Genomic DNA, 19,394 nt, shown 5'->3' with positions numbered 1-19,394 from the left:
ATGCCCGTCACCTCCCTCCGCAAGACCTGCGTTCGGCCTCCTGAAGTCGCAATTTGTGTCGCCTGAACTATCGCGCATATAGAAGCAGAGCAAGAGCAAGAGCAAGAGCAAGAGCAAGAGCAAGAGCAAGAGCAAGAGCAAGAGCAAGAGCAAGAGCAAGAAGTACAGATTTTTTGCTTGGAAATTTAATATTAAAAAATACTTCAGCCACCACATTAACTCAACACCACATACACCTCGCGCAAGTTAACTACATGACTCACCGCTTGCGCGCACAAATACCGAAGGCGACATCGCCGATATAGATATCCTGCGACCGCCGCCGCTCGACATCCAACCGCGCCTGCAATGTGTCGATCCCAACCTGCCGCGCCGTGGCCACGCCATTGGCGATGATCCGCGGCAGGCAAGCGCGGATGATCTCACCCAGCGGGTAGGCGTTGTCGGGCGTCTGCACCAGGCATTCGGCACGCAGGTCCTCGACCGTCAGCCCCGCCTCGCTGAACACACGGTGCAGGTTGAAGCCGATCTGCAGGTCCGCCCCCTCATGGGCAAGCATGCGCCTCAACCATTGCTGGGCCCTGTGGTGCAACGGGAATGACGCCTGGCTCGGCGCGGCCATGCTGCCATCATGCTCCTGGAAGATCATCAGCCCGCCAGGCAGCAGGTGCCGAGCCAACGCGCGCAATGCCTTGACCGGATCCGCCTGGTACATCAGCACCCGCCGTCCGACGATGGCGTCGAACAACCCCAGGGTCGCGGGCAACGCGCACAGTTCGGCAGCCACGAACTCAGGTACCGCCGCCCCTTTGCGGCTTTCACGCTGGCGCGCGATCTCCAGGGCGCCAGCCGCCCGGTCGATACCCACCACCGCGCCGTCGTCACCTACCAGGCCGGCCAGCAGCCAGCTAACATCGCCACTGCCACACCCGACATCGAGCACGCGCATGCCGGGGCCGATACCCGCGTCAACCAGCAGGCGCGTGGTGAAATCCGCTTTCGCAAGTGCCATGCCATGCTCCTTCCCAGAAGCGCCAGTGTGCAGAGCAAAGGGGCACGCGCACAAGACTGGTTTATGCTACAGCCACCCTAGACCCCGAGCATTACCATGGTTACCGACCCACTGCTGGACAGCTGGCAGCACAACGCCCAGGCCTGGATCGAAGCCGTTCGCTCCGGCGCCATCGAGTCCCGCCGCCAGGTCACCGATCAGGCGATACTCCTGGCCGTGCTCGGCCGCCAGCCCTGTCGGGTGCTGGATATGGGCTGCGGCGAGGGTTGGCTGCTCCGTGCATTGGCCGCAAGGGGCATCGAAGCGGTCGGAGTGGATGGCGATGCGACCCTGGTCGCCGCCGCACGGGAAGCGGGTTCGGCGCAGGTCCACCTGGCCAGCTACGAACAAGTGATCGCAGGCGTGCCGGGCATCGGCCACGATCATGAGCTGATCTGCGCCAACTTCTCCCTGCTGCAGCAAGACATCATTCCCCTGCTCATCACCATGCGGGATCTGCTGCGGCCCGACGGCACACTGCTGATCCAGACACTGCACCCCTGGACGGCAGCCGCCGGCATTTACCAGGATGGCTGGCGCGAGGAGTCATTCGTCGGGTTCGCCGGCGACTGGCGCCCGATGCCATGGTACTTCCGCACCCTCGGCAGCTGGCTGAAGGCACTGGAGCTGGCGGGTTTCAACCTGGTCGAACTGCAGGAGCCGCAACATCCGCAGAGCCAGGTGCCGCAATCCCTGCTGCTGGTCGCGCGCAACACAGCCTGACCCCTGCGGCCTCTCGTCGCAGCCTTTTCCCTCTTGGCAAATCCTGTACAGGCCTTAAAATCCCGCCTCCTTTTCGCCCGTCGCCCCAACCGGTGGCAAGCCCCCGCAAAGACCGCGTCCGTGCCTCACACATCGCGCATGTGCCACAGGCTCAACCGCCCCGCCAGGCCTTCACCCAACAGGCCCCGCGGTTGACTCTTGCCAAGCTCGCATCCCGCCCAGGCCGCACTGTACGTCGCTGTCCGCCACGTGCAGCCGAAAAGGTGCTTCTGAGCTCTTTTCAACCTTGAGGTAACTATGTCTGTGCGTTTGCTGGCGATGGCGCTGGCACCCCTGCTCGGCCTGTTCATCATTGCCCTGGGCAATGGCGTGCTGTCTTCCCTGACCACCCTGCGCCTGGGCGCCGCCGGCGAATCGGCGACCATGATCGGCGTGGTGTCGTCGGCCTACTTCATCGGCCTGACCCTGGGCGCGATCTTCAACGACCGGCTGATCTTGCGCATCGGCCACATCCGCGCCTACAGCAGTTTCGCCGCCTTGATCGGCGCGACCATCCTGCTGCAAGGCCTGTTCTACGACACCACCTGGTGGTTCGTACTGCGGCTGATCAACGGCTGGGCGGCGGTCGGCGTGTTCCTGGTGATCGAGAGTTGGCTGCTGCTGGCCGGTGACGCGAAGATCCGTGGGCGCCTGCTGGCGCTGTACATGATCGCCTTCTATGGCGCGGGGGTAATCGCCCAGGCCGCCTTGGGCGAGGTCACTGGCTGGGGCGAGACCGCGCCGTTCATGGTCGCCGGCATGCTCGCCACGCTGTCGGTGCTGCCGATCGTGATCCTGCCCCGGGTATCGCCACTGCTGGATCAGGTCGAGCCGCTCAAACCGCGGCAACTGTTGGGCGTGGCGCCGACCGGGCTGGTCGGCTGCTTCGGCTCGGGGGTCGCCATCGCCGGCATCTATGCCTTGCTGCCGCTGTACCTGCAACGCATCGGCCTGGACGTCGGCGAGACCGGCGACATGATGGCCTGGGTGATCCTCGGAGCCATGCTGCTGCAATATCCGGTCGGGCGCTGGTCCGACCGCAAGGATCGCCAGGACGTGCTGATCGCCCTGGCCGCCCTGTGTACCGTGCTGTCGGTATTGATTGTGCTGCTGCCAGCCGATACCGTGCTGCTGCCGGCGCTGCTGTTCCTGCTCGGCGGCGGCGTGTTCGCGCTGTACCCGGTGGCTGTCAGCAGCGCCGCCGACCGTGCTCCGGCCGACGCGCTGGTGCCGATGATCCAGGGGCTGCTGCTGATCAACTCGCTGGGCTCGGCCATGGCCCCGCTGGCCATTTCGCCGATGATGACCGCCTACGGCGAAGTCGGGCTGTTCTGGGCCTTCGCCGTGATCAACCTGGTCATGGTCGGGTTCTTCCTGTGGCGTCGCGGCAAGCGCCCGGCACCGGAGCACCCGGCGCCGTTCGCGCCGACCGCCACCTTCTCGCCGACCGGCGCGGAGCTGCGGGTGACCGAAGACCTGATGCACGCGGCGCAGGAGCACCCGACGCTGGAAGCGATGGATGTCATGCCGGGCCAACAGGCGCCTCGTCCTGACGCCCACTGACGCCTGACGCCAAGGACCGTCCGTCGCTTGACGGGCACCTTGGCGCCGCCGTGATAGCCCAACCATGACAGTCATCCGACAGGAGATTCACCATGGTCAATCCACGTCCCCTCGCCTTGCTGCTGGCCCTGATGCTGGGCAGCACCGCCCCCCTCGCCCTCGCGGCCACCGACATGAACGGCAGCGGCACGCACAAAGAGCACACTACCGAGCAAGGCAAGACCGCCGGTGAAGGCAGCAGCGTAAACACCCCCGGTGGCAAGGATAACGACAGCAGTGACACCGGTACCGACTCTGACGCCGCCGACGGTGCCGCTGGCGGCTCCAACAGTACCGGCGAAGCCACCGGCAGCGGCGCCGGGGCTTCAGGTGGCAGCGCCGAAGATCAGGACAGCCGGTGACCCGCGAAGCGAACGGCCTTCACCGCCAGTATCGAGGCTCGTCCACCACGCGCTGGTGCTCGGCAAACAACAACGGCAGCTGCTCCTTGAGAAAGTCCAGCCAGGTACGCACCTTGGCATCCAGGTAATGCCGTGACGGATAGATCGCATAGATCTCGCGCTGGCGCAGCCGATGCGGCGCCAGCAACCGACACAAGCGCCCCTCCTGCATGGCCTGACTCGCCGAGTAGTAGGGCAGCAGGCCGACCCCCATGCCCAACTCGGTGGCCTTGAGCATGGCGTCCGCGACGTTGGTGAGGAAAGTGTCCTGGGGCACGATCACGCAATTGTCGGGTTGGCCTTCGAACGACCAGTCCTCCTCGAACAGCGGGTCCACGGTGCGCAGGCAGACGTGTCTGTGCAAATCCTCGGGGCGCTCGGGTATACCGTGGCGGGCAAGGTAATCCGGGGAGGCGCACAGGATGCTGTGGATGCTACCCAGCGGGATGGCGATCAGTTGCGAGTCAGGCAGGCCCTGGCCGATGGTGATCACTACGTCATGCCCCTCGGCCAGCGGGTCTGGGTTGCGCTGCGACAGGGTCAGTTCCATCACCACTTCCGGGCATGTGGCGTTGTAGCGCGCCACCAGCGGCATCATCAACAGCCCTAGGCCATGGGTGCAGTGGAAGCGCAGGCGGCCACGGGGCGTGAGGTGGGCGCCGCGCGCCTCGTCCACCGCCTCTTCGGTGAGCAGCATGATCTGCCGGGTGCGCTCGAGAAAGCGCTCGCCCGCCTCGCTCATGCGCAGGCGCCGGGTGGTGCGGTGCAACAGGCGGGTCTGCAGCTGATTCTCGAGCTCGGCGACGATTCGCGACACCTGCGCGGCGGAAATATCCAGGGCCTGGGCCGCGCCGGCGAAACTGCCGCACTCCACTACCCGGGCGAAGGTACGCATCGCATGCAGCATGTCCATGGGCAGGCACTCTCATTCATACATGAAAGGCAGGAATCTATCACGGGATAGCCCATTTATTGTGAAACACAAATGAATGGATCATTAGCTATCCGCAATAAATGAGGTACCTGTCATGAAACTTTCGATTGCCCTGCTCGCCCTCAGCGCCACTCTCGCCTCGTTCGGCGCCTTCGCTGACAACAGCCCCAGCACCTACGAATACGGCATGCCGCTGGACATCGCCAAGGTCGTTTCGATTACTCCGGCCAGCAACGACGCCGATTGCCAAGTTGGCACCGCGCACATGGTCTACGTCGACCATCAGGGCCAGACCCGCGAAGTCGACTACCGCCAGATGGGCAACTGCTCGCAGCTATAACCCCGTGGCAAAAATACCAGCCATCTTGCTGAAAGTGCATTTGCCCGTCTCATACGGCGCCGCATGATCTGCCGGGACAACAACATGAACGTCCCGGACCATGAATACGATCGATACCTCCACGGCGCCGTCCGTGCGCGCCTGCGACGCAACCCACGCCCGCATCACCTGGCGTCTGATGCCGCTGTTGCTGGTGTGCTACCTGTTCGCCCACCTGGACCGCATCAACATCGGCTTCGCCAAGATGCAGATGAGCGCCGACCTGGGCTTTTCCGACACGGTCTACGGCCTGGGCGCCGGCCTGTTCTTCATCGCCTATGCGCTGTTCGGCGTGCCCAGCAACCTGGCCCTGGAGCGGGTCGGCCCGCGGCGCTGGATCGCCACCTTGATGGTGGTCTGGGGGCTGTTGTCCACCGCCATGATGTGGGTGCAGGACGCTGCCGGGTTCTACACGCTGCGCTTTCTGTTGGGGGTGGCCGAAGCTGGTTTCTTCCCTGGCATCCTCGTAGTGCTCAACCGCTGGTACCCGGCCCGGCGCCGTGCCCAGATCACCGCGTTGTTCGCCATCGCAGTGCCCTTGGCCGGGGTGGTCGGCGGGCCGTTGTCCGGCGGCATCCTGCAGGCGTTTCACGATCAGGGCGGCATGAGGGGCTGGCAGTGGATGTTCCTGATCGAGGGGCTACCGGTGGTGTTGCTAGGGCTGGTGGTGCTCAAGGCCCTGCCGGACAACTTCGAGCAGGTGGCTTGGCTCACCGCCGATCAGAAGCGTGCAATGCGCGAGGAAATGGCCCGCGAGGAACGGCACAAGCCGATCGACTCGATGTGCGGGCTGCTGAGCGACGCCCATGTCTGGTTGCTGGTGGCGATCTATTTCGCGGTGATGCTGGCAGTCAACACCCTGGCTTTCTGGATGCCCAGCCTGATTCACGGCGCCGGCATCGGCAGCGATGGCCAGGTCGGCCTGCTCAGCGCCATCCCTTATCTGGCCGGATGCCTGTTCATGCTCGGCTGCGGCCGCTCGTCCGACCGTCACCGCGAACGCCGCTGGCATCTGTGCGGGCCGTTACTGATGGCCGCCGCCGGCATCGCCCTGGCCGGATGGGCGCCGGACGACGCCTGGCTGGTGATGAGCGGGCTGGTGGTCGCGGGCATGGGCGCCAGCGCCGCGCTGCCGATCTTCTGGCAACTGCCGCCGGCGTTCCTCGCGGGCGGCGCCCAGGCCGCCGGTATCGCCATGATCAGCTCGTTCGGCAGTATCGCCTCGTTCGCCGCGCCTTACCTGATCGGCTGGATGCGCGACAGCACCGCCAACCCGGGCCTGGCCTTGCAGGTACTGGCCGTGGCCATCGTAATGGGCGCCGTGCTGGTGCTGAAGGTGCCAGCCAGCGTAGTCAATCCAAGGTGAGGCGCTTCACGCCAGCAACTGGGTAATCCACTGCGCCTGACGGGTGATATCGCGCACCTTTTCCTCGGGCACTGGCTGGCGCGCCCGGGCGAAGTTGGCCAGGGTCTGGTGTTTCTGACGCAGCATGCGTTGCCACTTGAACAGGAACGCCGGGCTGCGTGCCTGCATCAGCAGTGGGCCGAAGTACAGCTGCTCGGCGGTATAGCTGACCGACTCGGCACGTTCGGCGACGATGATTTCGTAGTCGAAACGGTTTTCCCGCAGCACTTCCTCGCAGACGATCCTATAGTCGTTGTCCATCAGCCAATGGCGCAGTGCCTGTTCACCGCCGTTGGGTTGCAGGACCAAGCGCTCATGACCGCCCAGGAGTTGCTTGCCGGCCTCGAGGATGTCGCGAATGGTCTCGCCGCCCATGCCGCAGATACTGACTGCGGTGATGCCATCATTTGGCACGATGGCTGCCAGGCCACTGGCATGGCGCACGGTGATGCGGTCTTCCAGGCCGTTGTCGCGCACGGTGCGCTGCGCGGCCTGGTACGGCGTCAGCGCCACTTCGCCGGCCACGGCCGCGATAATCGCGCCCCGACGCGCCAGCGCCACCGGCAGGTAGCCATGGTCCGAGCCGATATCGGCCAGGCGCGCGCCCGCCGGCACATGGGCTGCCACGCGCTCTAGACGCATGGACAATGTGTGTTCGTTCAACAAAAGCCTCTTTTCACGACCAGGGCCCGGCGCCTGTGGCCGGGTGGAGCGCGATTCTGCCGGTCCCGGCCAGGTATTTCAAATGCCCGCGACCGACCGTCCTGCCTCGACCTGCCCTGCCCGCTCGCGTAGGCTTGGCGGTTTCCTTCCGTTGCAAGGCGAAACCTCATGGCACACAGCGACATCATCTACACCCCCGACCCGGACGCCGACTCGATCTCCTCGGACGTTGCCGAGTACAACGGCATCCTGGTCAGCACCCAGATCCCCGTGCAGGCCGACGGCAGCCTCGAGCTGGGCGACATCACCACCCAGTGCGAATGTACCCTGCAGGCTTTGAAAGTTGCCCTGGAGCGCGCCGGCAGCTCGATGGACCGGGTGTTGCACCTGACCATCTACCTGACTGACATGGCTGACCGGGCGGCGTTCAACGAGGTGTACCAGCGGTTCTTCAAAAAACCATGGCCGGTGCGGGCTGCAGTGGGTGTGGCTTCCCTGGCGTTTGAGGGAATGCGGGTCGAGGTAACGGCGATGGCGGCCAAGGGCTGAGGTGCGCCAGTTCCCGCAGCGTAGTCTGCTCGGCTTCGACTGCGGGGATGACCATAATCAAGGATCCATCTGGAACGGTTACTTACTGACAAACTCAGGTTTCATCACCCCCGCCACCATGATTAACCAAGAGTTGATCCGGCCCGCCCAAACGCCTGATTTCTATGTTTTTCGCTCGAGTAAGATACCCGTCATACTTCTTCCCTATCCCCTTGACAGATTTATCAGAATAATACGAAATCGCTGCAGCAAATACACCACCCATGAGTATCGCGGACTTTTGCTCATCCGAAATGTTTTTATTCTGGCCTCCAGCGCGCGCGTCATTATACGAAGCCGCCAAACTACTATAAGCCGCTAAGTAAGCCCCCACACTTGTCGCTGCCGCCACGCCAAGCTTTAACACATCCCACTTCGAAACGTCCGGCAAACTACTAGCGTCCTCCGGAGAATTTTTAATCAGTCGATTTTTGACCACAGCGTATTCAACTATACTCATTGTCGATTCTATATGCTTTGGCAGTCTAGTAGCCGTCGACGCTTCCATGATGGGCAAGGCAAATTGCAAATTCTTCACTTCAAACAACCACGACCAAGTCGAAGTAGCAGTCGAATCCAGAGCAGGTGTCACGCTTGAAACAGTGGGGGCTCTCCCATCACGATCATGATAATTTACCGGATCTCCCTGACAGTAGGCATAGGTATTTATCCCGCCTTTGCCGAACGGACTCAACCGGTCAGATGAGCAGAAACGCATCAACCGCGGATTGAAAACCCGATGCCCGTTTCCCAGGTGATAAGTACCTGTCCCCGGTTCGCGCATCTGCCCGCAATAAGCCAATCGATGTCCGATTACCAGGGTCAACGCCCCATAGGGCGAATAGGCCCTGGTATCGCCAAGCACTGACAGCTGTCTGTCGGCCCTGCTCAGATGTGTGTGAACCATGGCGCCCTCGCGGCCGGTCGGTATCGTTTGACGTTAACAGCGATGCGCCGTGGGCAACACTGACAGAATTACCAGGTGTACTGCGCTATCGAACCCGGTAGTCGCACCTGGCCAGGCGGATTCATCAGTTAAAGATGCTGCCACTCCATTTCACCGCTACAATGCCCGCCTTACCGTGACAGCCCGAACCTATAACGACATGTCCCTTCCAAAGCACCACCTGGAACTGCTCAGTCCTGCCCGTGACGTGAGCATCGCCCGCGAGGCGATCCTGCACGGCGCCGACGCCATCTATATCGGCGGCCCGAGCTTCGGCGCGCGCCACAACGCCTGCAACGAGGTCAGCGATATCGCCGAGCTGGTCGAGTTCGCCCGGCGCTACCATGCCCGCGTGTTCACCACCATCAATACCATCCTCCACGACAACGAGCTGGAGCCAGCACGCAAGCTGATCCACCAGCTATACGATGCCGGTGTCGATGCACTGATCGTGCAGGACCTGGGGGTGATGGAGCTGGATATCCCGCCGATCGAGCTGCATGCCAGCACCCAAACCGATATCCGCACCCTGGAGCGGGCCAAGTTCCTCGACCAGGCCGGCTTTTCCCAGCTGGTGCTGGCCCGCGAGCTGAACCTGCAGCAGATCCGCAGCATCGCCGCCGAGACCGACGCCGCCATCGAGTTCTTCATCCATGGCGCGCTGTGCGTGGCCTTCTCCGGCCAATGCAACATCTCCCACGCCCAGACCGGGCGTAGTGCGAATCGCGGCGATTGCTCCCAGGCCTGCCGCCTGCCGTATACCCTCAAGGACGACCAGGGACGCGTGGTCGCTTTCGAGAAGCACCTGCTGTCGATGAAGGACAACAACCAGACCGCCAACCTGCGCGACCTGGTCGATGCCGGTGTGCGCTCGTTCAAGATCGAAGGTCGTTACAAGGACATGGGCTATGTGAAGAACATCACCGCCCACTACCGCAAGGAACTCGACGCCATCCTCGAGGACCGCCCCGAGCTGGCTCGCGCCTCCAGTGGCCGCACCGAACACTTCTTCGTGCCAGACCCGGACAAAACCTTCCACCGTGGCAGCACCGACTACTTCGTCAGCGACCGCAAGATCGACATCGGCGCCTTCGACTCTCCAACCTTCACTGGCCTGCCAGTGGGTGTGGTCGAGAAAGTCGGCAAGCGCGACCTGCTTGTGACCACCGATGTCCCGCTGACCAACGGCGACGGCCTCAACGTGCTGGTCAAACGCGAGGTGGTGGGCTTCCGCGCCAACATCGCCGAGCTGAGAAGCGAATCCGAGGAGGACGGCCAGAAGCGCTACCGCTACCGAGTCGAGCCCAACGAGATGCCCGAGGGCTTGTACAAGCTCCGCCCAAACCATCCGCTTTCGCGCAACCTCGACCACAACTGGCAACAGGCGTTGCAGCGTACGTCGTCAGAGCGCCGGGTGGCTGTCGAATGGCATGCCGTGCTGCGTGAGCAGCGTTTGCTGCTGACCCTCGGCAGCGAGGAAGGGGTCAGCGTGCAGGTCGCGCTGGACGGTCCGTTCGGTACCGCCAACAAGCCGGAACAGGCGCTCGAGCAACTGCACGACCTGCTCGGCCAGTTGGGCACCACGATGTACCACGCCGACGCCATCGAAATCGATGCGCCCCAGGCGTTCTTCATTCCCAACTCGCAGCTCAAGGCGCTGCGTCGCGAGGCCATCGAGGCACTGACAGAAGCGCGGATCAAGGCCCATCCTCGTGGCGGGCGCAAGGCCGAGACCACGCCACCGCCGGTGTACCCAGAGTCGCACCTGTCGTTCCTGGCCAACGTCTACAACCAGAAGGCCCGTGACTTCTACCACCGCCACGGCGTGCAGTTGATCGACGCCGCCTACGAGGCTCATGAAGAACACGGCGAAGTGCCGGTGATGATCACCAAGCACTGCCTGCGCTTCTCCTTCAACCTGTGCCCCAAGCAGGCCAAGGGTGTGACCGGCGTGCGCACCAAGGTGGCGCCGATGCAACTGATCCAGGGCGATGAAGTGCTCACCCTGAAGTTCGACTGCAAACCCTGCGAGATGCATGTGATCGGCAAGATGAAGAGCCATATCATCGACCTGCCGACCCCAGGTAGCGCGGTGGCCCAGGTGGTCGGACACATCAGCCCGGAAGACCTGCTCAAGACCATCCCGCGCGCGCCGCACTGAGGCATGACCCGTCGTCGCTCCAGCGGACGTCACCGGCGGCGGGTCTAGACTGAACAGGGGGGCAGCCACACGTGGAGGTGTGAGATGAGCCAGTTCAAGCGATTGTTGGTCATGCTCGGCCCGCAGATGCGCCATACGCCTGCCCTGCAGCGCGCCGCGGCGCTGGCCGAGTCCAGCGGGGCCCTGCTGGACCTCAACGTCTTCGTCGACGATATCGACACCTTCGGCCTGATGAGCGACAGCCGTGAGCGCGAGCGGCTGCTCGAGGACAACCGCCAATGGCTGGCCGACGAGGCCGAGCAACTGCGTAATGCCGGCCTGGATGTCTCTACCGAACTGCTGCTGAGCCGTGATCCACTGGGCAGCGTGCTTGAACAGGTCGAGCGGCTGGGCTGCGACCTGCTGGTCAAGGACGTGCAGCACGAACCCATCCTCAAGCGCCTGCTGGTCACTCCGCTGGACTGGCAACTGCTCAAGGACAGCCCGGTGGCGGTGCACCTGGTCAGCGATATCCGCCTGCCCCTGCCCCGACAGATCGCCGCGGCGGTCGACCTCAACAGCCATGGCGCCGGCGAGCACCTGGACGATGCGGTATTCCGCAGCGCTCATGCCCTGGCCCTGCAGTGCAACGCTGAGCTGCATCTGTTGCATGTGTGCGATGCGACCAGGAGCCATATCGCCGACTTCGGCGCCGGCACCGTGACCATGCCCGGCTTCGACACCAGCCTGCGCACGGCCCAGCGCACGGCATTTAACCGCCTGGGCGATCACTACCAGATCGACCTGGAACGCCGCCACTTCCTCGAAGGGCCGGCGGTCAAGGCGATCACCCACTACATCGCCACCCATCGGGTCGATGTGATCGTCATGGGTAACCACCGTCACGATGCGTTGCAGGCATTTCTCGGTGGCACCACAGCGCATGTGTTGGAGCATCCGCTGTGTAATGTGCTGGCGATAAAGGCTGTGCGCTGAATGCCATCGTGGGGCAAACCTGCTCCCACAGTGCGGGAGCAGGCTCGCCCTACAATCAGTACCCTGCGGGAACTCAGAACGCCTTGCTGTAGAACAGCGAGTACGACTCGATCCCGTCGTTTGGCTGTTTAAGCCCGGCATTGGAATAATGAATGGCGCGAATGCCGACCTTCTGCTCCGCCGGCAACTTGAGGCCAAAACCGATCCGGTCCTCGAAGTTCACCGACGAGCCCAGGCGCTGGTCGCCCACGTCGGTCTTGGAGAACGCCGCCAGGCCGATACCCGCCTCGATGAACGGGGTGTAGGTGAAGCCACTGAATTCATAGACGAACACCGGGCTGATCGACAACGAGTGAGCCCCACTGGCCTCGCCGCCTTCCCAGTAGGTGTAGGCCGCGTCCCAGTATCCGGTCAGATGGCCGGTGCCGCTCTCAAGCCATTTTTTGTCCCAGTCGAAGGACAGGCCGATGCGGTAGGTCATATCGCCTTGGCCGGTAGCACCCACGGCAGCGGACACCTGTGCGGCCTGGGCCAGGTTGGCGCCGGCGAACGCCAGCACGGCGGCGGCCAACGTTGTGGCGAGACGGGTTTTCATCAATGACTTTCTCCTGATGGTCTTCACGGGCAGGGCCGCGAAATGCGCGTCCCTGCGTCAATGGAGGCTAAGCCTCTCGTTCTTCCTGCGTTGGCAACCCCAGACTATACAAGGGTTACAAGCGGTAATACTTCTTTGATTATTGCCAGAATGTACTGAGAGTGGGAAGTGATTTGCCACTATTGGCTAAGGGACATTAGGCGCTTGCCATTGGTGCAGCCATATTCCTCCTCCTCGTGCTCTCCCAGCTATCAACCTTGCCTGGGCGTCACTCGCCCTGGGACAGGAACCTTACCGCCAGTTGAGATCAACCCGCGCCGGTGCCTTGCCGTCCACCAGCACCTGCTGCTGCACCGTCTGGCCCTCGGCATTGCCGACCACACGGTATTGCCCAGGGGGCAATTGCACGAAGATCAACGGGCCGACATCCTGCAACATCAGTACTGACTGCCCTTGGACCGACTGTATATCCACCGTGGCACCACTCTGAAACTTGCCTTCGGCACCGGTCGAGAGGGTGATGTGCAGATCGTAGCCGGGGGTGCGGCGCAGGGCATCGGCTTCATCCTGGCCGATACCGCCCTGCAGATAACGTATGCCGTTCTGTTGCTGGGGCTGCAATTGCACGCCCTGCGGATCGATGGGGGTATTCAGGCCGGTGGCCGCTGCGAGGTTCCAAGGCATGGCCAGTGTCAACAACAGCGCGGCGCAAAGGCCGTAATGATGAGTGCGCATGGTGCATTCCTCCCTCCACGGGATGGTCTACACAGTTTGGAGGGCTTTTCGCGGCTCGGGTTCGCCTGTCGACGCACCGTTAATCCGGGTGGCGCTGCCCTTCAAGCCGAGGGCAGCTCACGACGTTCGTCAAGCAACTTGATGAACATGCTCAAGCTGCGCGACACCGTGCCCCGCCGCCACACCAGCCAAGTCTTGAGATAGCGGAAGTCCTCGGCCATCGGCCAGGCACTGACCGTGCTGCACCCCGGCATGTTGTCGAGCATGCTGCGCGGCATCATCGCCAGGCCTGCGCCTGCACTGACGCAGGCGAGCATGCCGTGGTAAGACTCCATCTCGTGGATCTTGCCCGGCACCGCCTGGTCATGGACGAACCAGCTTTCGAAGTGGTGGCGGTACGAGCAGTTGGCGCGAAAAGCGTAGATGCTCGAGCCGTTGACGTCACGGGCACGGGTCACGGGCGGGTGGTTGAGCGGCGCGATGACCATCATCTCCTCCTCGAACACCGGCATGCCTTCCAGCGTCGGGTGCAGCACCGGTCCATCGACGAAAGCCGCCACCAGGCGCCCGGACAACACCCCTTCGAGCATGGTCCCCGACGGCCCGGTGGACAGGTCCAGGTCGACCTTCGGATAACGCTGGTTGTAGGCCGCCAGCAAGGCCGGGATACGTACTGCGGCAGTGCTTTCCAGCGAACCAAGGGCAAAAGTGCCCTGCGGGTCCTCCCCCGCCACGGTCAGGCGCGCCTCGTGTACCAGGTCGAGGATGCGCCGGGTGTACTCGAGGAAGTTCCAGCCGGCCGGCGACAGGCGCAGGCGGCTCTTCTCGCGGATGAACAGCTCGACGCCCAGGTCCTCCTCCAATTGCTTGATACGGGTGGTCAGGTTCGACGGCACCCGATGGATCTGCTGGGCGGCGGCGCTGATGCTGCCGTGCTCGGCCACGGCCTTGAACATCTCGAGTTGCACCAGGTCCACAGTCATTCTCCAAACGTGAATGTTTCGCTCATTATTATTCAGTTTTCATTAAAGCGCGCCACCACTAGTCTGCGCTCACCCCATCAGAACAATGAGAGTCCTGCCATGAGCGAGATCAGCAGCCTGACCCACGCCATCTCCGTCGACCCCTACAGCGGCGAACGGATCGGCCATTACGCCTTCGACACCGACGCCGCACTGGACGCGGCGCTGCAACGCGCCAAGGCAGGCTACAGCCAGTGGCGCCAAGTGTCGCTGGGTCAGCGCAGCGAGTACCTGGTCGCGCTCGGGCAGGCCCTGCAAGCCAACGCCGAGGCCTTCGCGCAGATGATCGCCCGCGAGATCGGCAAGCCGATCAGCCAGGCCCGCGGTGAAGTCAGCAAGTGTGTCGGCCTGTGCCAGTGGTACGCCGAACATGGCCCGGCCATGCTGGCGCCGGAGCCGACCCAGATCGACAAGGCCCGTATCGAATACCGACCGCTGGGCCCGATCCTCGCCGTGATGCCGTGGAACTTCCCGGTCTGGCAAGTGCTGCGCGGCGCGGTGCCGGCGCTGCTGGCGGGCAACACTTACGTGCTCAAGCACGCGCCCAACGTGATGGGCAGCGCCTACCTGCTGGCCGACCTGTTCAAACGCGCCGGTCTGCCTGAAGGCGTGTTCGAGGTGCTCAATGTCACTCCGGACGGCGTCACCCGCGCCATCAACGACCCGCGCATCGCCGCCATCACCCTGACCGGCAGCGTGCGCGCCGGCATGGCCATCGGTGCGCAAGCGGGCGCGGCGCTGAAGAAGTGCGTGCTGGAGCTGGGCGGCTCCGATCCGTTCATCGTACTGGCCGATGCCGACCTCGATGCCGCGGTGAAGGCCGCCGTGATCGGTCGCTACCAGAACACCGGCCAAGTCTGCGCCGCCGCCAAGCGCCTGATTGTCGAAGAAAGCATTGTCGAGGCGTTCACCCACAAGTTCGTCGAGGCCACCCGTGCGTTGACCTTGGGCAATCCGCTGGACGACGCCACCTACATCGGCCCGATGGCCCGCTACGACCTGCGCGATGAACTCGACGGGCAGGTCCAGGCGACCCTCGCCGAAGGCGCCACCCTGCTGCTGGGGGGTAAGAAGGTCGAAGGCGCGGCCAACTTCTACGAGCCGACCGTATTCGCCGACGTCACCCCGGACATGACCGCCTTCAAGCAGGAGCTGTTCGGCCCGGTGGCGGCGATCATCAGCGCCCGCGACGCCGACCATGCCGTGGCGCTGGCCAACGACAGCGAATTCGGCCTGGCCGCGACCATCTACACCGCCGACTATGCCTTGGCCGAGCGCATGACCGCCGTGCTGGACACCGGCGGCGTGTTCATCAACGGCTACTGCGCATCCGACCCCCGTGTGGCGTTCGGTGGCGTGAAGAAAAGTGGCTTTGGCCGCGAGCTGTCGCACTTCGGCGTGCGCGAGTTCACCAATGCCCAGACGGTATGGCTGGATCGCAACTGATCTGCCAGCTAGCCCCTGCAACCAGGCAGGGGCAAGCAAGCTGAGGCAACGGGCGCAGATTTTCACCCACGAAGGGCTCGACTTCCATCAGCTCTTGCAGCGCCGAAGCGTCTCGCTCGGCAGTTCGCGAAACAGCTGCCGGTAGCTTTCGGAAAACCGCCCCAGGTGCCAGAACGACCAGCGCATCGCCACCTCGGCCACGGTTGCGTCACCCACCAGCAGGTCACGCCGCGCGCCGTTCAGGCGACGCAGGCGCAACCAATGCGCCGGTGGCAGGTTGGTGAAACCCTTGAAGGCTTGCTGCAACTGACGCACGGAAACCCCGGCGACCTTGGCCAGCTGCAGCAGGTTGAGGGTTTCGTCAGGGCAGTCGGCGGCCCACTCGCTGACCCGACGCATGATCGCCCGCTCCTCGTCGCGCCGCCCCAGCGCATCCCCCTGCAGATGCTGCCCGGCGTTGTCGAGGATGAACAGGCAGTCCTCCAGCAACTGCTCGCGCAACGCCCCGCCCTCCAGCGGGCAATCGGCCTGGCCCAGCTGGGTGAGCGTGGCACTCAGCCAGTTGCCGAACAAGGCGTTCTGCTGGCAGGTCAACGGCACCATGAACAAGCCGCGCAGGCGTTCCAGGTCGAGGCCGTGGCTGGCCAAAAACGGCTGCTCGAACACCACCGCCACCTCCTGGTAGTTCTCCGGGGTGATCCAGATATTGCGGCTGTCTTCATTGAGCAGGTAGAGGCTGTTTTCGCTGCGGTCGAAGCAGAACGCCAGGGCGCCGCTGGGGGCGCGAAAGAACTGCTCGACCCGGGTGTTCAGGCGCTCTTCGTACACCTCCACGCCATCAAGGCCCAGCCAGCGCAACTGACCGTTGAAATGCCCGGGGGACATCTGTCGGTATTGCTGCTGCCAGCCGGGGGTGGCGCGGGTCTGTTCGGTCACATCGGTGGTGCGGTAATGCTGGACCTGCAAGGCGGTTGGCGTTGTCACGCGCTGTCCTAGTTGCACTCTTTTGGTGCATTCGTTGCCGAAGAAAGTGGATAGATCGCCCTGGGGCGCAGCGACCAAGATAGTCCTCAGCGTCACCTGTGGGAAGTGCCCCTCGGCACTCAACGCCTTGCGTCCCACCACAACTACCCAACCAAGAGGTTTGTATGAACGCCCCCTTCGATCAGCTGTCCACCTGGCTGAAAGAACACCGGATCACCGAAGTCGAATGCGTGATCAGCGACCTGACCGGCATCGCCCGCGGCAAGATCGCCCCGACCGCCAAGTTCCTCCATGAGCGCGGCATGCGCCTGCCCGAAAGCGTGCTGCTGCAGACCGTCACCGGCGACTATGTCGATGACGACATCTACTACAGTCTGCTCGACGCCGCCGACATCGACATGGTCTGCCGCCCCGACCCCACGGCGGTGTACCAGATCCCCTGGGCCATCGAACCGACCGCGATCGTCATCCACGACACCTTCGACAAGCAGGGCAACCCGATCGAGCTGTCGCCGCGCAACGTGCTGAAGAAAGTGCTCAAGCTGTATGCCGACAAGGGCTGGCAGCCGATCGTCGCGCCGGAGATGGAGTTCTACCTGACCCAGCGCTGCGAGGACCCTGACCTGCCGCTGCAAGTGCCGCTGGGCCGCTCGGGCCGCGCCGAAAGTGGCCGTCAGTCGTTTTCCATCGATGCCGCCAACGAATTCGACCCGCTGTTCGAGGACGTCTACGACTGGTGCGAAATCCAGGGCCTGGACCTCGACACGCTGATCCATGAAGACGGCCCGGCGCAGATGGAGATCAACTTCCGCCACGGCGACGCCCTGGACCTGGCCGACCAGATCACCGTGTTCAAGCGCACGATGCGCGAGGCGGCGCTCAAGCACAACGTCACCGCCACCTTCATGGCCAAGCCGATCACCGACGAGCCGGGCAGCGCCATGCACCTGCACCAGAGCGTGGTCGACATCGCCACCGGCAAGCCGATCTTCGCCAATGACGACGGCAGCATGAGCGAGCTGTTCCTGCACCATATCGGCGGCCTGCAGAAGTACATCCCCAAGCTGCTGCCGATGTTCGCGCCGAACGTCAACTCGTTCCGCCGCTTCCTGCCCGACACCTCGGCGCCGGTGAACGTCGAATGGGGTGAGGAAAACCGTACCGCCGGCCTGCGCGTGCCAACCTCGAGCCCCGAAGCGATGCGCGTGGAAAACCGTTTGCCGGGCGCCGACGCCAACCCCTACCTGGCCATCGCCGCGAGCCTGTTGTGCGGTTACATCGGCATGGTCGAGAAACTCGAGCCCAGCGCCCCGGTACAGGGCCGCGCCTATGAGCGACGCAACCTGCGCCTGCCGATCACCATCGAGGACGCGTTGCAGCACATGGAAGACTGCGAAAAGGTGCAGCAGTACCTCGGGCAGCAGTTCGTCCAGGGCTACGTCGCGGTCAAGCGCGCCGAGCATGAGAACTTCAAGCGCGTGATCAGCTCGTGGGAACGCGAGTTCCTGCTGTTGAGCGTCTGATCCGCTGTCTGGCAGGCCAGATCCCACAGCAGAAACATGATGCCTGTGGGAGCAGGCTTACCGGCGATGGGCTGCAAAGCAGCCCCTACACCACCGAACTCGAAGAACAAGACCAACGAGGTGTCGACATGCGTCATCCGCAAGCTTTGATCCCCGCAACCTTCGCCCTGCTGTTCGGCGCTGCCGTCCAGGCCCAGCCGACGGTGAGCGTCTACAACTGGACCGACTATATCGGTGACACCACCCTGGCCGACTTCCAGGCCAGCAGCGGGATCAAGGTGGTCTATGACGTGTTCGACTCCAACGAAACCCTGGAGGGCAAGCTGCTTGCCGGGCGCACCGGCTACGACGTGGTCGTGCCCTCCAACCATTTCCTCGCGCGCCAGGCCCAGGCCGGCGCGTTCCTGCCGCTGGACCGCAGCAAGCTGCCGAACTGGCGGCACCTGGACCCGAAACTGCTCAAGCAATTGGAGCAGAACGACCCGGGCAACCAGTACGCCGTACCGTACCTCTGGGGGACCAACGGCATCGGCTACAACGTCGACAAGGTCAAGGCGGTGCTGGGCATCGACAGGATCGACTCCTGGGCCGTGCTGTTCGAAGCCGAGAACCTGAAGAAGCTCAAGCAGTGCGGCGTGGCGTTCATGGACTCGCCCGACGAGCTCTACCCCGCCATGCTCAACTACCTGGGAATGAACCCGCGCAGCGAGAAGGCCGATGACTACAAAAAAGCCGAGGCCCGCCTGCTGGAGCTGCGCCCGTACATCACCTACTTCCATTCCTCCAAGTACGTATCGGACCTGGCCAATGGCGATGTCTGCATCGCCTTCGGCTACTCCGGCGACGTACTGCAGGCCGCGCACCGCGCCGAAGAGGCCGGCAACGGCGTCAAGGTCGCCTACAGCATTCCCAAGGAAGGCAGCAACCTGTGGTTCGACCTGCTGGCCATCCCCAAGGACGCCAAGAACCCCGAGCAGGCCCTGGCCTTCATCAACTACCTGCTCGACCCCAAGGTGATCGCCAAGGTCAGTGCCACGGTCGGCTATGCCAACGCCAACCCTGACGCCAAGGCCGACATGGACCCGGCGCTGGTCGACAACCCCGAGATCTACCCGCCCCAGGAGGTGCTGGACAAACTGTATGTCTCGAGCATGCAGAGCCCGCCGATCCTGCGGCAGATGACCCGCTCCTGGAGCAAGATCAAGTCCAATCGCTGAGCCGA

At 63.5% G+C, this 19,394-nt stretch carries 20 protein-coding genes; 11 read left to right on the top strand and 9 right to left on the bottom strand.

The window, feature by feature from the left end; genetic code table 11:
• Nucleotides 1–67: 67 nt before the first annotated feature.
• Nucleotides 68–211: a hypothetical protein gene (locus OH705_RS03455; RefSeq protein WP_267300990.1), complete on the bottom strand. Its 144-nt coding sequence runs from the start codon at nucleotides 209–211 to the stop codon at nucleotides 68–70.
• A gap of 48 nt (nucleotides 212–259) precedes the next feature.
• Complete coding sequence (locus tag OH705_RS03450) at nucleotides 260–1,012, bottom strand: methyltransferase domain-containing protein (protein ID WP_104443939.1); 753 nt, start codon at nucleotides 1,010–1,012, stop codon at nucleotides 260–262.
• 96 nt (nucleotides 1,013–1,108) lie between these two features.
• Between OH705_RS03450 and OH705_RS03445 the strand changes: the two genes are divergently transcribed.
• The 3 genes from OH705_RS03445 to OH705_RS03435 all read left to right on the top strand — a co-directional run bounded on the left by OH705_RS03445 (nucleotide 1,109) and on the right by OH705_RS03435 (nucleotide 3,777).
• Nucleotides 1,109–1,774 (top strand): class I SAM-dependent methyltransferase, encoded by a 666-nt coding sequence (locus OH705_RS03445; protein WP_104443940.1) that lies wholly within the window; start codon nucleotides 1,109–1,111, stop codon nucleotides 1,772–1,774.
• 297 nt (nucleotides 1,775–2,071) lie between these two features.
• The gene (locus OH705_RS03440) at nucleotides 2,072–3,376 is read left to right on the top strand and encodes an MFS transporter (protein WP_094011241.1); all 1,305 of its coding nucleotides are present in this window, start codon (nucleotides 2,072–2,074) and stop codon (nucleotides 3,374–3,376) included.
• A 92-nt stretch (nucleotides 3,377–3,468) separates the two neighbouring features.
• On the top strand, nucleotides 3,469–3,777 hold the full coding sequence (locus OH705_RS03435; RefSeq protein ID WP_023631738.1) for a hypothetical protein: 309 nt from the start codon (nucleotides 3,469–3,471) through the stop codon (nucleotides 3,775–3,777).
• Between the two features lie 19 nt (nucleotides 3,778–3,796).
• On the opposite strand, the gene OH705_RS03430 is transcribed toward OH705_RS03435, so the two are convergent.
• Entirely contained in the window at nucleotides 3,797–4,729 is a 933-nt protein-coding gene (locus OH705_RS03430) for a LysR family transcriptional regulator (RefSeq protein WP_038706042.1), read from the bottom strand.
• Between the two features lie 115 nt (nucleotides 4,730–4,844).
• Here OH705_RS03430 and OH705_RS03425 point away from each other — a divergent pair, with 115 nt between their 5' ends.
• Nucleotides 4,845–5,090, top strand: a complete 246-nt coding sequence (locus OH705_RS03425; RefSeq protein WP_267300989.1) for a DUF2790 domain-containing protein — start codon at nucleotides 4,845–4,847, stop codon at nucleotides 5,088–5,090.
• A 100-nt stretch (nucleotides 5,091–5,190) separates the two neighbouring features.
• Nucleotides 5,191–6,495, top strand: coding sequence for an MFS transporter (locus OH705_RS03420; RefSeq protein ID WP_267300988.1), 1,305 nt, complete (start codon nucleotides 5,191–5,193; stop codon nucleotides 6,493–6,495).
• A gap of 6 nt (nucleotides 6,496–6,501) precedes the next feature.
• On the opposite strand, the gene OH705_RS03415 is transcribed toward OH705_RS03420, so the two are convergent.
• Nucleotides 6,502–7,197 carry a tRNA (adenine(22)-N(1))-methyltransferase gene (locus OH705_RS03415; RefSeq protein WP_323873484.1) on the bottom strand — a complete coding sequence of 232 codons (696 nt, stop codon included), beginning with the start codon at nucleotides 7,195–7,197 and terminating at the stop codon, nucleotides 6,502–6,504.
• A gap of 168 nt (nucleotides 7,198–7,365) precedes the next feature.
• Between OH705_RS03415 and OH705_RS03410 the strand changes: the two genes are divergently transcribed.
• On the top strand, nucleotides 7,366–7,746 hold the full coding sequence (locus tag OH705_RS03410; protein ID WP_046855763.1) for a RidA family protein: 381 nt from the start codon (nucleotides 7,366–7,368) through the stop codon (nucleotides 7,744–7,746).
• Nucleotides 7,747–7,840: 94 nt separating this feature from the next.
• On the opposite strand, the gene OH705_RS03405 is transcribed toward OH705_RS03410, so the two are convergent.
• Nucleotides 7,841–8,692 (bottom strand): RHS repeat-associated core domain-containing protein, encoded by an 852-nt coding sequence (locus tag OH705_RS03405; RefSeq protein ID WP_267300987.1) that lies wholly within the window; start codon nucleotides 8,690–8,692, stop codon nucleotides 7,841–7,843.
• Nucleotides 8,693–8,891: 199 nt separating this feature from the next.
• On the opposite strand from OH705_RS03405, the gene OH705_RS03400 reads away from it, so the two are divergent.
• Complete coding sequence (locus OH705_RS03400; RefSeq protein ID WP_094011237.1) at nucleotides 8,892–10,892, top strand: peptidase U32 family protein; 2,001 nt, start codon at nucleotides 8,892–8,894, stop codon at nucleotides 10,890–10,892.
• Nucleotides 10,893–10,976: 84 nt separating this feature from the next.
• Nucleotides 10,977–11,867 carry a universal stress protein gene (locus OH705_RS03395; RefSeq protein WP_267300984.1) on the top strand — a complete coding sequence of 297 codons (891 nt, stop codon included), beginning with the start codon at nucleotides 10,977–10,979 and terminating at the stop codon, nucleotides 11,865–11,867.
• Between the two features lie 73 nt (nucleotides 11,868–11,940).
• Here the strand turns inward: OH705_RS03395 and OH705_RS03390 are convergent, their stop codons facing one another.
• The 3 genes from OH705_RS03390 to ptrR form a co-directional block, all read right to left on the bottom strand.
• The gene (locus tag OH705_RS03390) at nucleotides 11,941–12,462 is read right to left on the bottom strand and encodes an acyloxyacyl hydrolase (RefSeq protein WP_031314880.1); all 522 of its coding nucleotides are present in this window, start codon (nucleotides 12,460–12,462) and stop codon (nucleotides 11,941–11,943) included.
• A 291-nt stretch (nucleotides 12,463–12,753) separates the two neighbouring features.
• Nucleotides 12,754–13,197: a carboxypeptidase regulatory-like domain-containing protein gene (locus tag OH705_RS03385; protein WP_267300982.1), complete on the bottom strand. Its 444-nt coding sequence runs from the start codon at nucleotides 13,195–13,197 to the stop codon at nucleotides 12,754–12,756.
• A gap of 101 nt (nucleotides 13,198–13,298) precedes the next feature.
• On the bottom strand, nucleotides 13,299–14,174 hold the full coding sequence (gene ptrR, locus OH705_RS03380; protein WP_110605112.1) for a putrescine utilization regulator PtrR: 876 nt from the start codon (nucleotides 14,172–14,174) through the stop codon (nucleotides 13,299–13,301).
• 105 nt (nucleotides 14,175–14,279) lie between these two features.
• Here ptrR and OH705_RS03375 point away from each other — a divergent pair, with 105 nt between their 5' ends.
• On the top strand, nucleotides 14,280–15,665 hold the full coding sequence (locus OH705_RS03375) for an aldehyde dehydrogenase family protein (protein ID WP_267300981.1): 1,386 nt from the start codon (nucleotides 14,280–14,282) through the stop codon (nucleotides 15,663–15,665).
• An 87-nt stretch (nucleotides 15,666–15,752) separates the two neighbouring features.
• On the opposite strand, the gene OH705_RS03370 is transcribed toward OH705_RS03375, so the two are convergent.
• Nucleotides 15,753–16,649, bottom strand: a complete 897-nt coding sequence (locus tag OH705_RS03370; protein ID WP_023631636.1) for a helix-turn-helix domain-containing protein — start codon at nucleotides 16,647–16,649, stop codon at nucleotides 15,753–15,755.
• Between the two features lie 164 nt (nucleotides 16,650–16,813).
• On the opposite strand from OH705_RS03370, the gene OH705_RS03365 reads away from it, so the two are divergent.
• Both OH705_RS03365 and OH705_RS03360 read left to right on the top strand, forming a co-directional pair.
• Nucleotides 16,814–18,172: a glutamine synthetase family protein gene (locus OH705_RS03365; protein ID WP_028689491.1), complete on the top strand. Its 1,359-nt coding sequence runs from the start codon at nucleotides 16,814–16,816 to the stop codon at nucleotides 18,170–18,172.
• Nucleotides 18,173–18,300: 128 nt separating this feature from the next.
• Nucleotides 18,301–19,389, top strand: a complete 1,089-nt coding sequence (locus OH705_RS03360) for a polyamine ABC transporter substrate-binding protein (RefSeq protein WP_023631637.1) — start codon at nucleotides 18,301–18,303, stop codon at nucleotides 19,387–19,389.
• The last annotated feature ends 5 nt before the right edge of the window (nucleotides 19,390–19,394 follow it).

This window comes from Pseudomonas sp. BJa3, from assembly GCF_026343815.1.
GTDB lineage: Bacteria > Pseudomonadota > Gammaproteobacteria > Pseudomonadales > Pseudomonadaceae > Aquipseudomonas > Aquipseudomonas soli.
Note: the sequence above shows the minus strand (reverse complement) of the source record. Positions and strands in the feature narration are given on the sequence as shown.

What these genes read in the sequence shown, in the direction of transcription:
- OH705_RS03390 (WP_031314880.1), bottom strand. Translation starts at nt 12,462, where the DNA reads ATGAAAACCCGTCTCGCCACAACGTTGGCCGCCGCCGTGCTGGCGTTC.
- OH705_RS03410 (WP_046855763.1), top strand. Translation starts at nt 7,366, where the DNA reads ATGGCACACAGCGACATCATCTACACCCCCGACCCGGACGCCGACTCG.
- OH705_RS03440 (WP_094011241.1), top strand. Translation starts at nt 2,072, where the DNA reads ATGTCTGTGCGTTTGCTGGCGATGGCGCTGGCACCCCTGCTCGGCCTG.
- OH705_RS03435 (WP_023631738.1), top strand. Translation starts at nt 3,469, where the DNA reads ATGGTCAATCCACGTCCCCTCGCCTTGCTGCTGGCCCTGATGCTGGGC.
- OH705_RS03430 (WP_038706042.1), bottom strand. Translation starts at nt 4,729, where the DNA reads ATGGACATGCTGCATGCGATGCGTACCTTCGCCCGGGTAGTGGAGTGC.
- OH705_RS03360 (WP_023631637.1), top strand. Translation starts at nt 18,301, where the DNA reads ATGCGTCATCCGCAAGCTTTGATCCCCGCAACCTTCGCCCTGCTGTTC.
- OH705_RS03395 (WP_267300984.1), top strand. Translation starts at nt 10,977, where the DNA reads ATGAGCCAGTTCAAGCGATTGTTGGTCATGCTCGGCCCGCAGATGCGC.
- OH705_RS03420 (WP_267300988.1), top strand. Translation starts at nt 5,191, where the DNA reads ATGAATACGATCGATACCTCCACGGCGCCGTCCGTGCGCGCCTGCGAC.
- OH705_RS03450 (WP_104443939.1), bottom strand. Translation starts at nt 1,012, where the DNA reads ATGGCACTTGCGAAAGCGGATTTCACCACGCGCCTGCTGGTTGACGCG.
- OH705_RS03365 (WP_028689491.1), top strand. Translation starts at nt 16,814, where the DNA reads ATGAACGCCCCCTTCGATCAGCTGTCCACCTGGCTGAAAGAACACCGG.
- OH705_RS03445 (WP_104443940.1), top strand. Translation starts at nt 1,109, where the DNA reads ATGGTTACCGACCCACTGCTGGACAGCTGGCAGCACAACGCCCAGGCC.
- OH705_RS03405 (WP_267300987.1), bottom strand. Translation starts at nt 8,692, where the DNA reads ATGGTTCACACACATCTGAGCAGGGCCGACAGACAGCTGTCAGTGCTT.
- OH705_RS03385 (WP_267300982.1), bottom strand. Translation starts at nt 13,197, where the DNA reads ATGCGCACTCATCATTACGGCCTTTGCGCCGCGCTGTTGTTGACACTG.
- OH705_RS03425 (WP_267300989.1), top strand. Translation starts at nt 4,845, where the DNA reads ATGAAACTTTCGATTGCCCTGCTCGCCCTCAGCGCCACTCTCGCCTCG.
- OH705_RS03375 (WP_267300981.1), top strand. Translation starts at nt 14,280, where the DNA reads ATGAGCGAGATCAGCAGCCTGACCCACGCCATCTCCGTCGACCCCTAC.
- OH705_RS03400 (WP_094011237.1), top strand. Translation starts at nt 8,892, where the DNA reads ATGTCCCTTCCAAAGCACCACCTGGAACTGCTCAGTCCTGCCCGTGAC.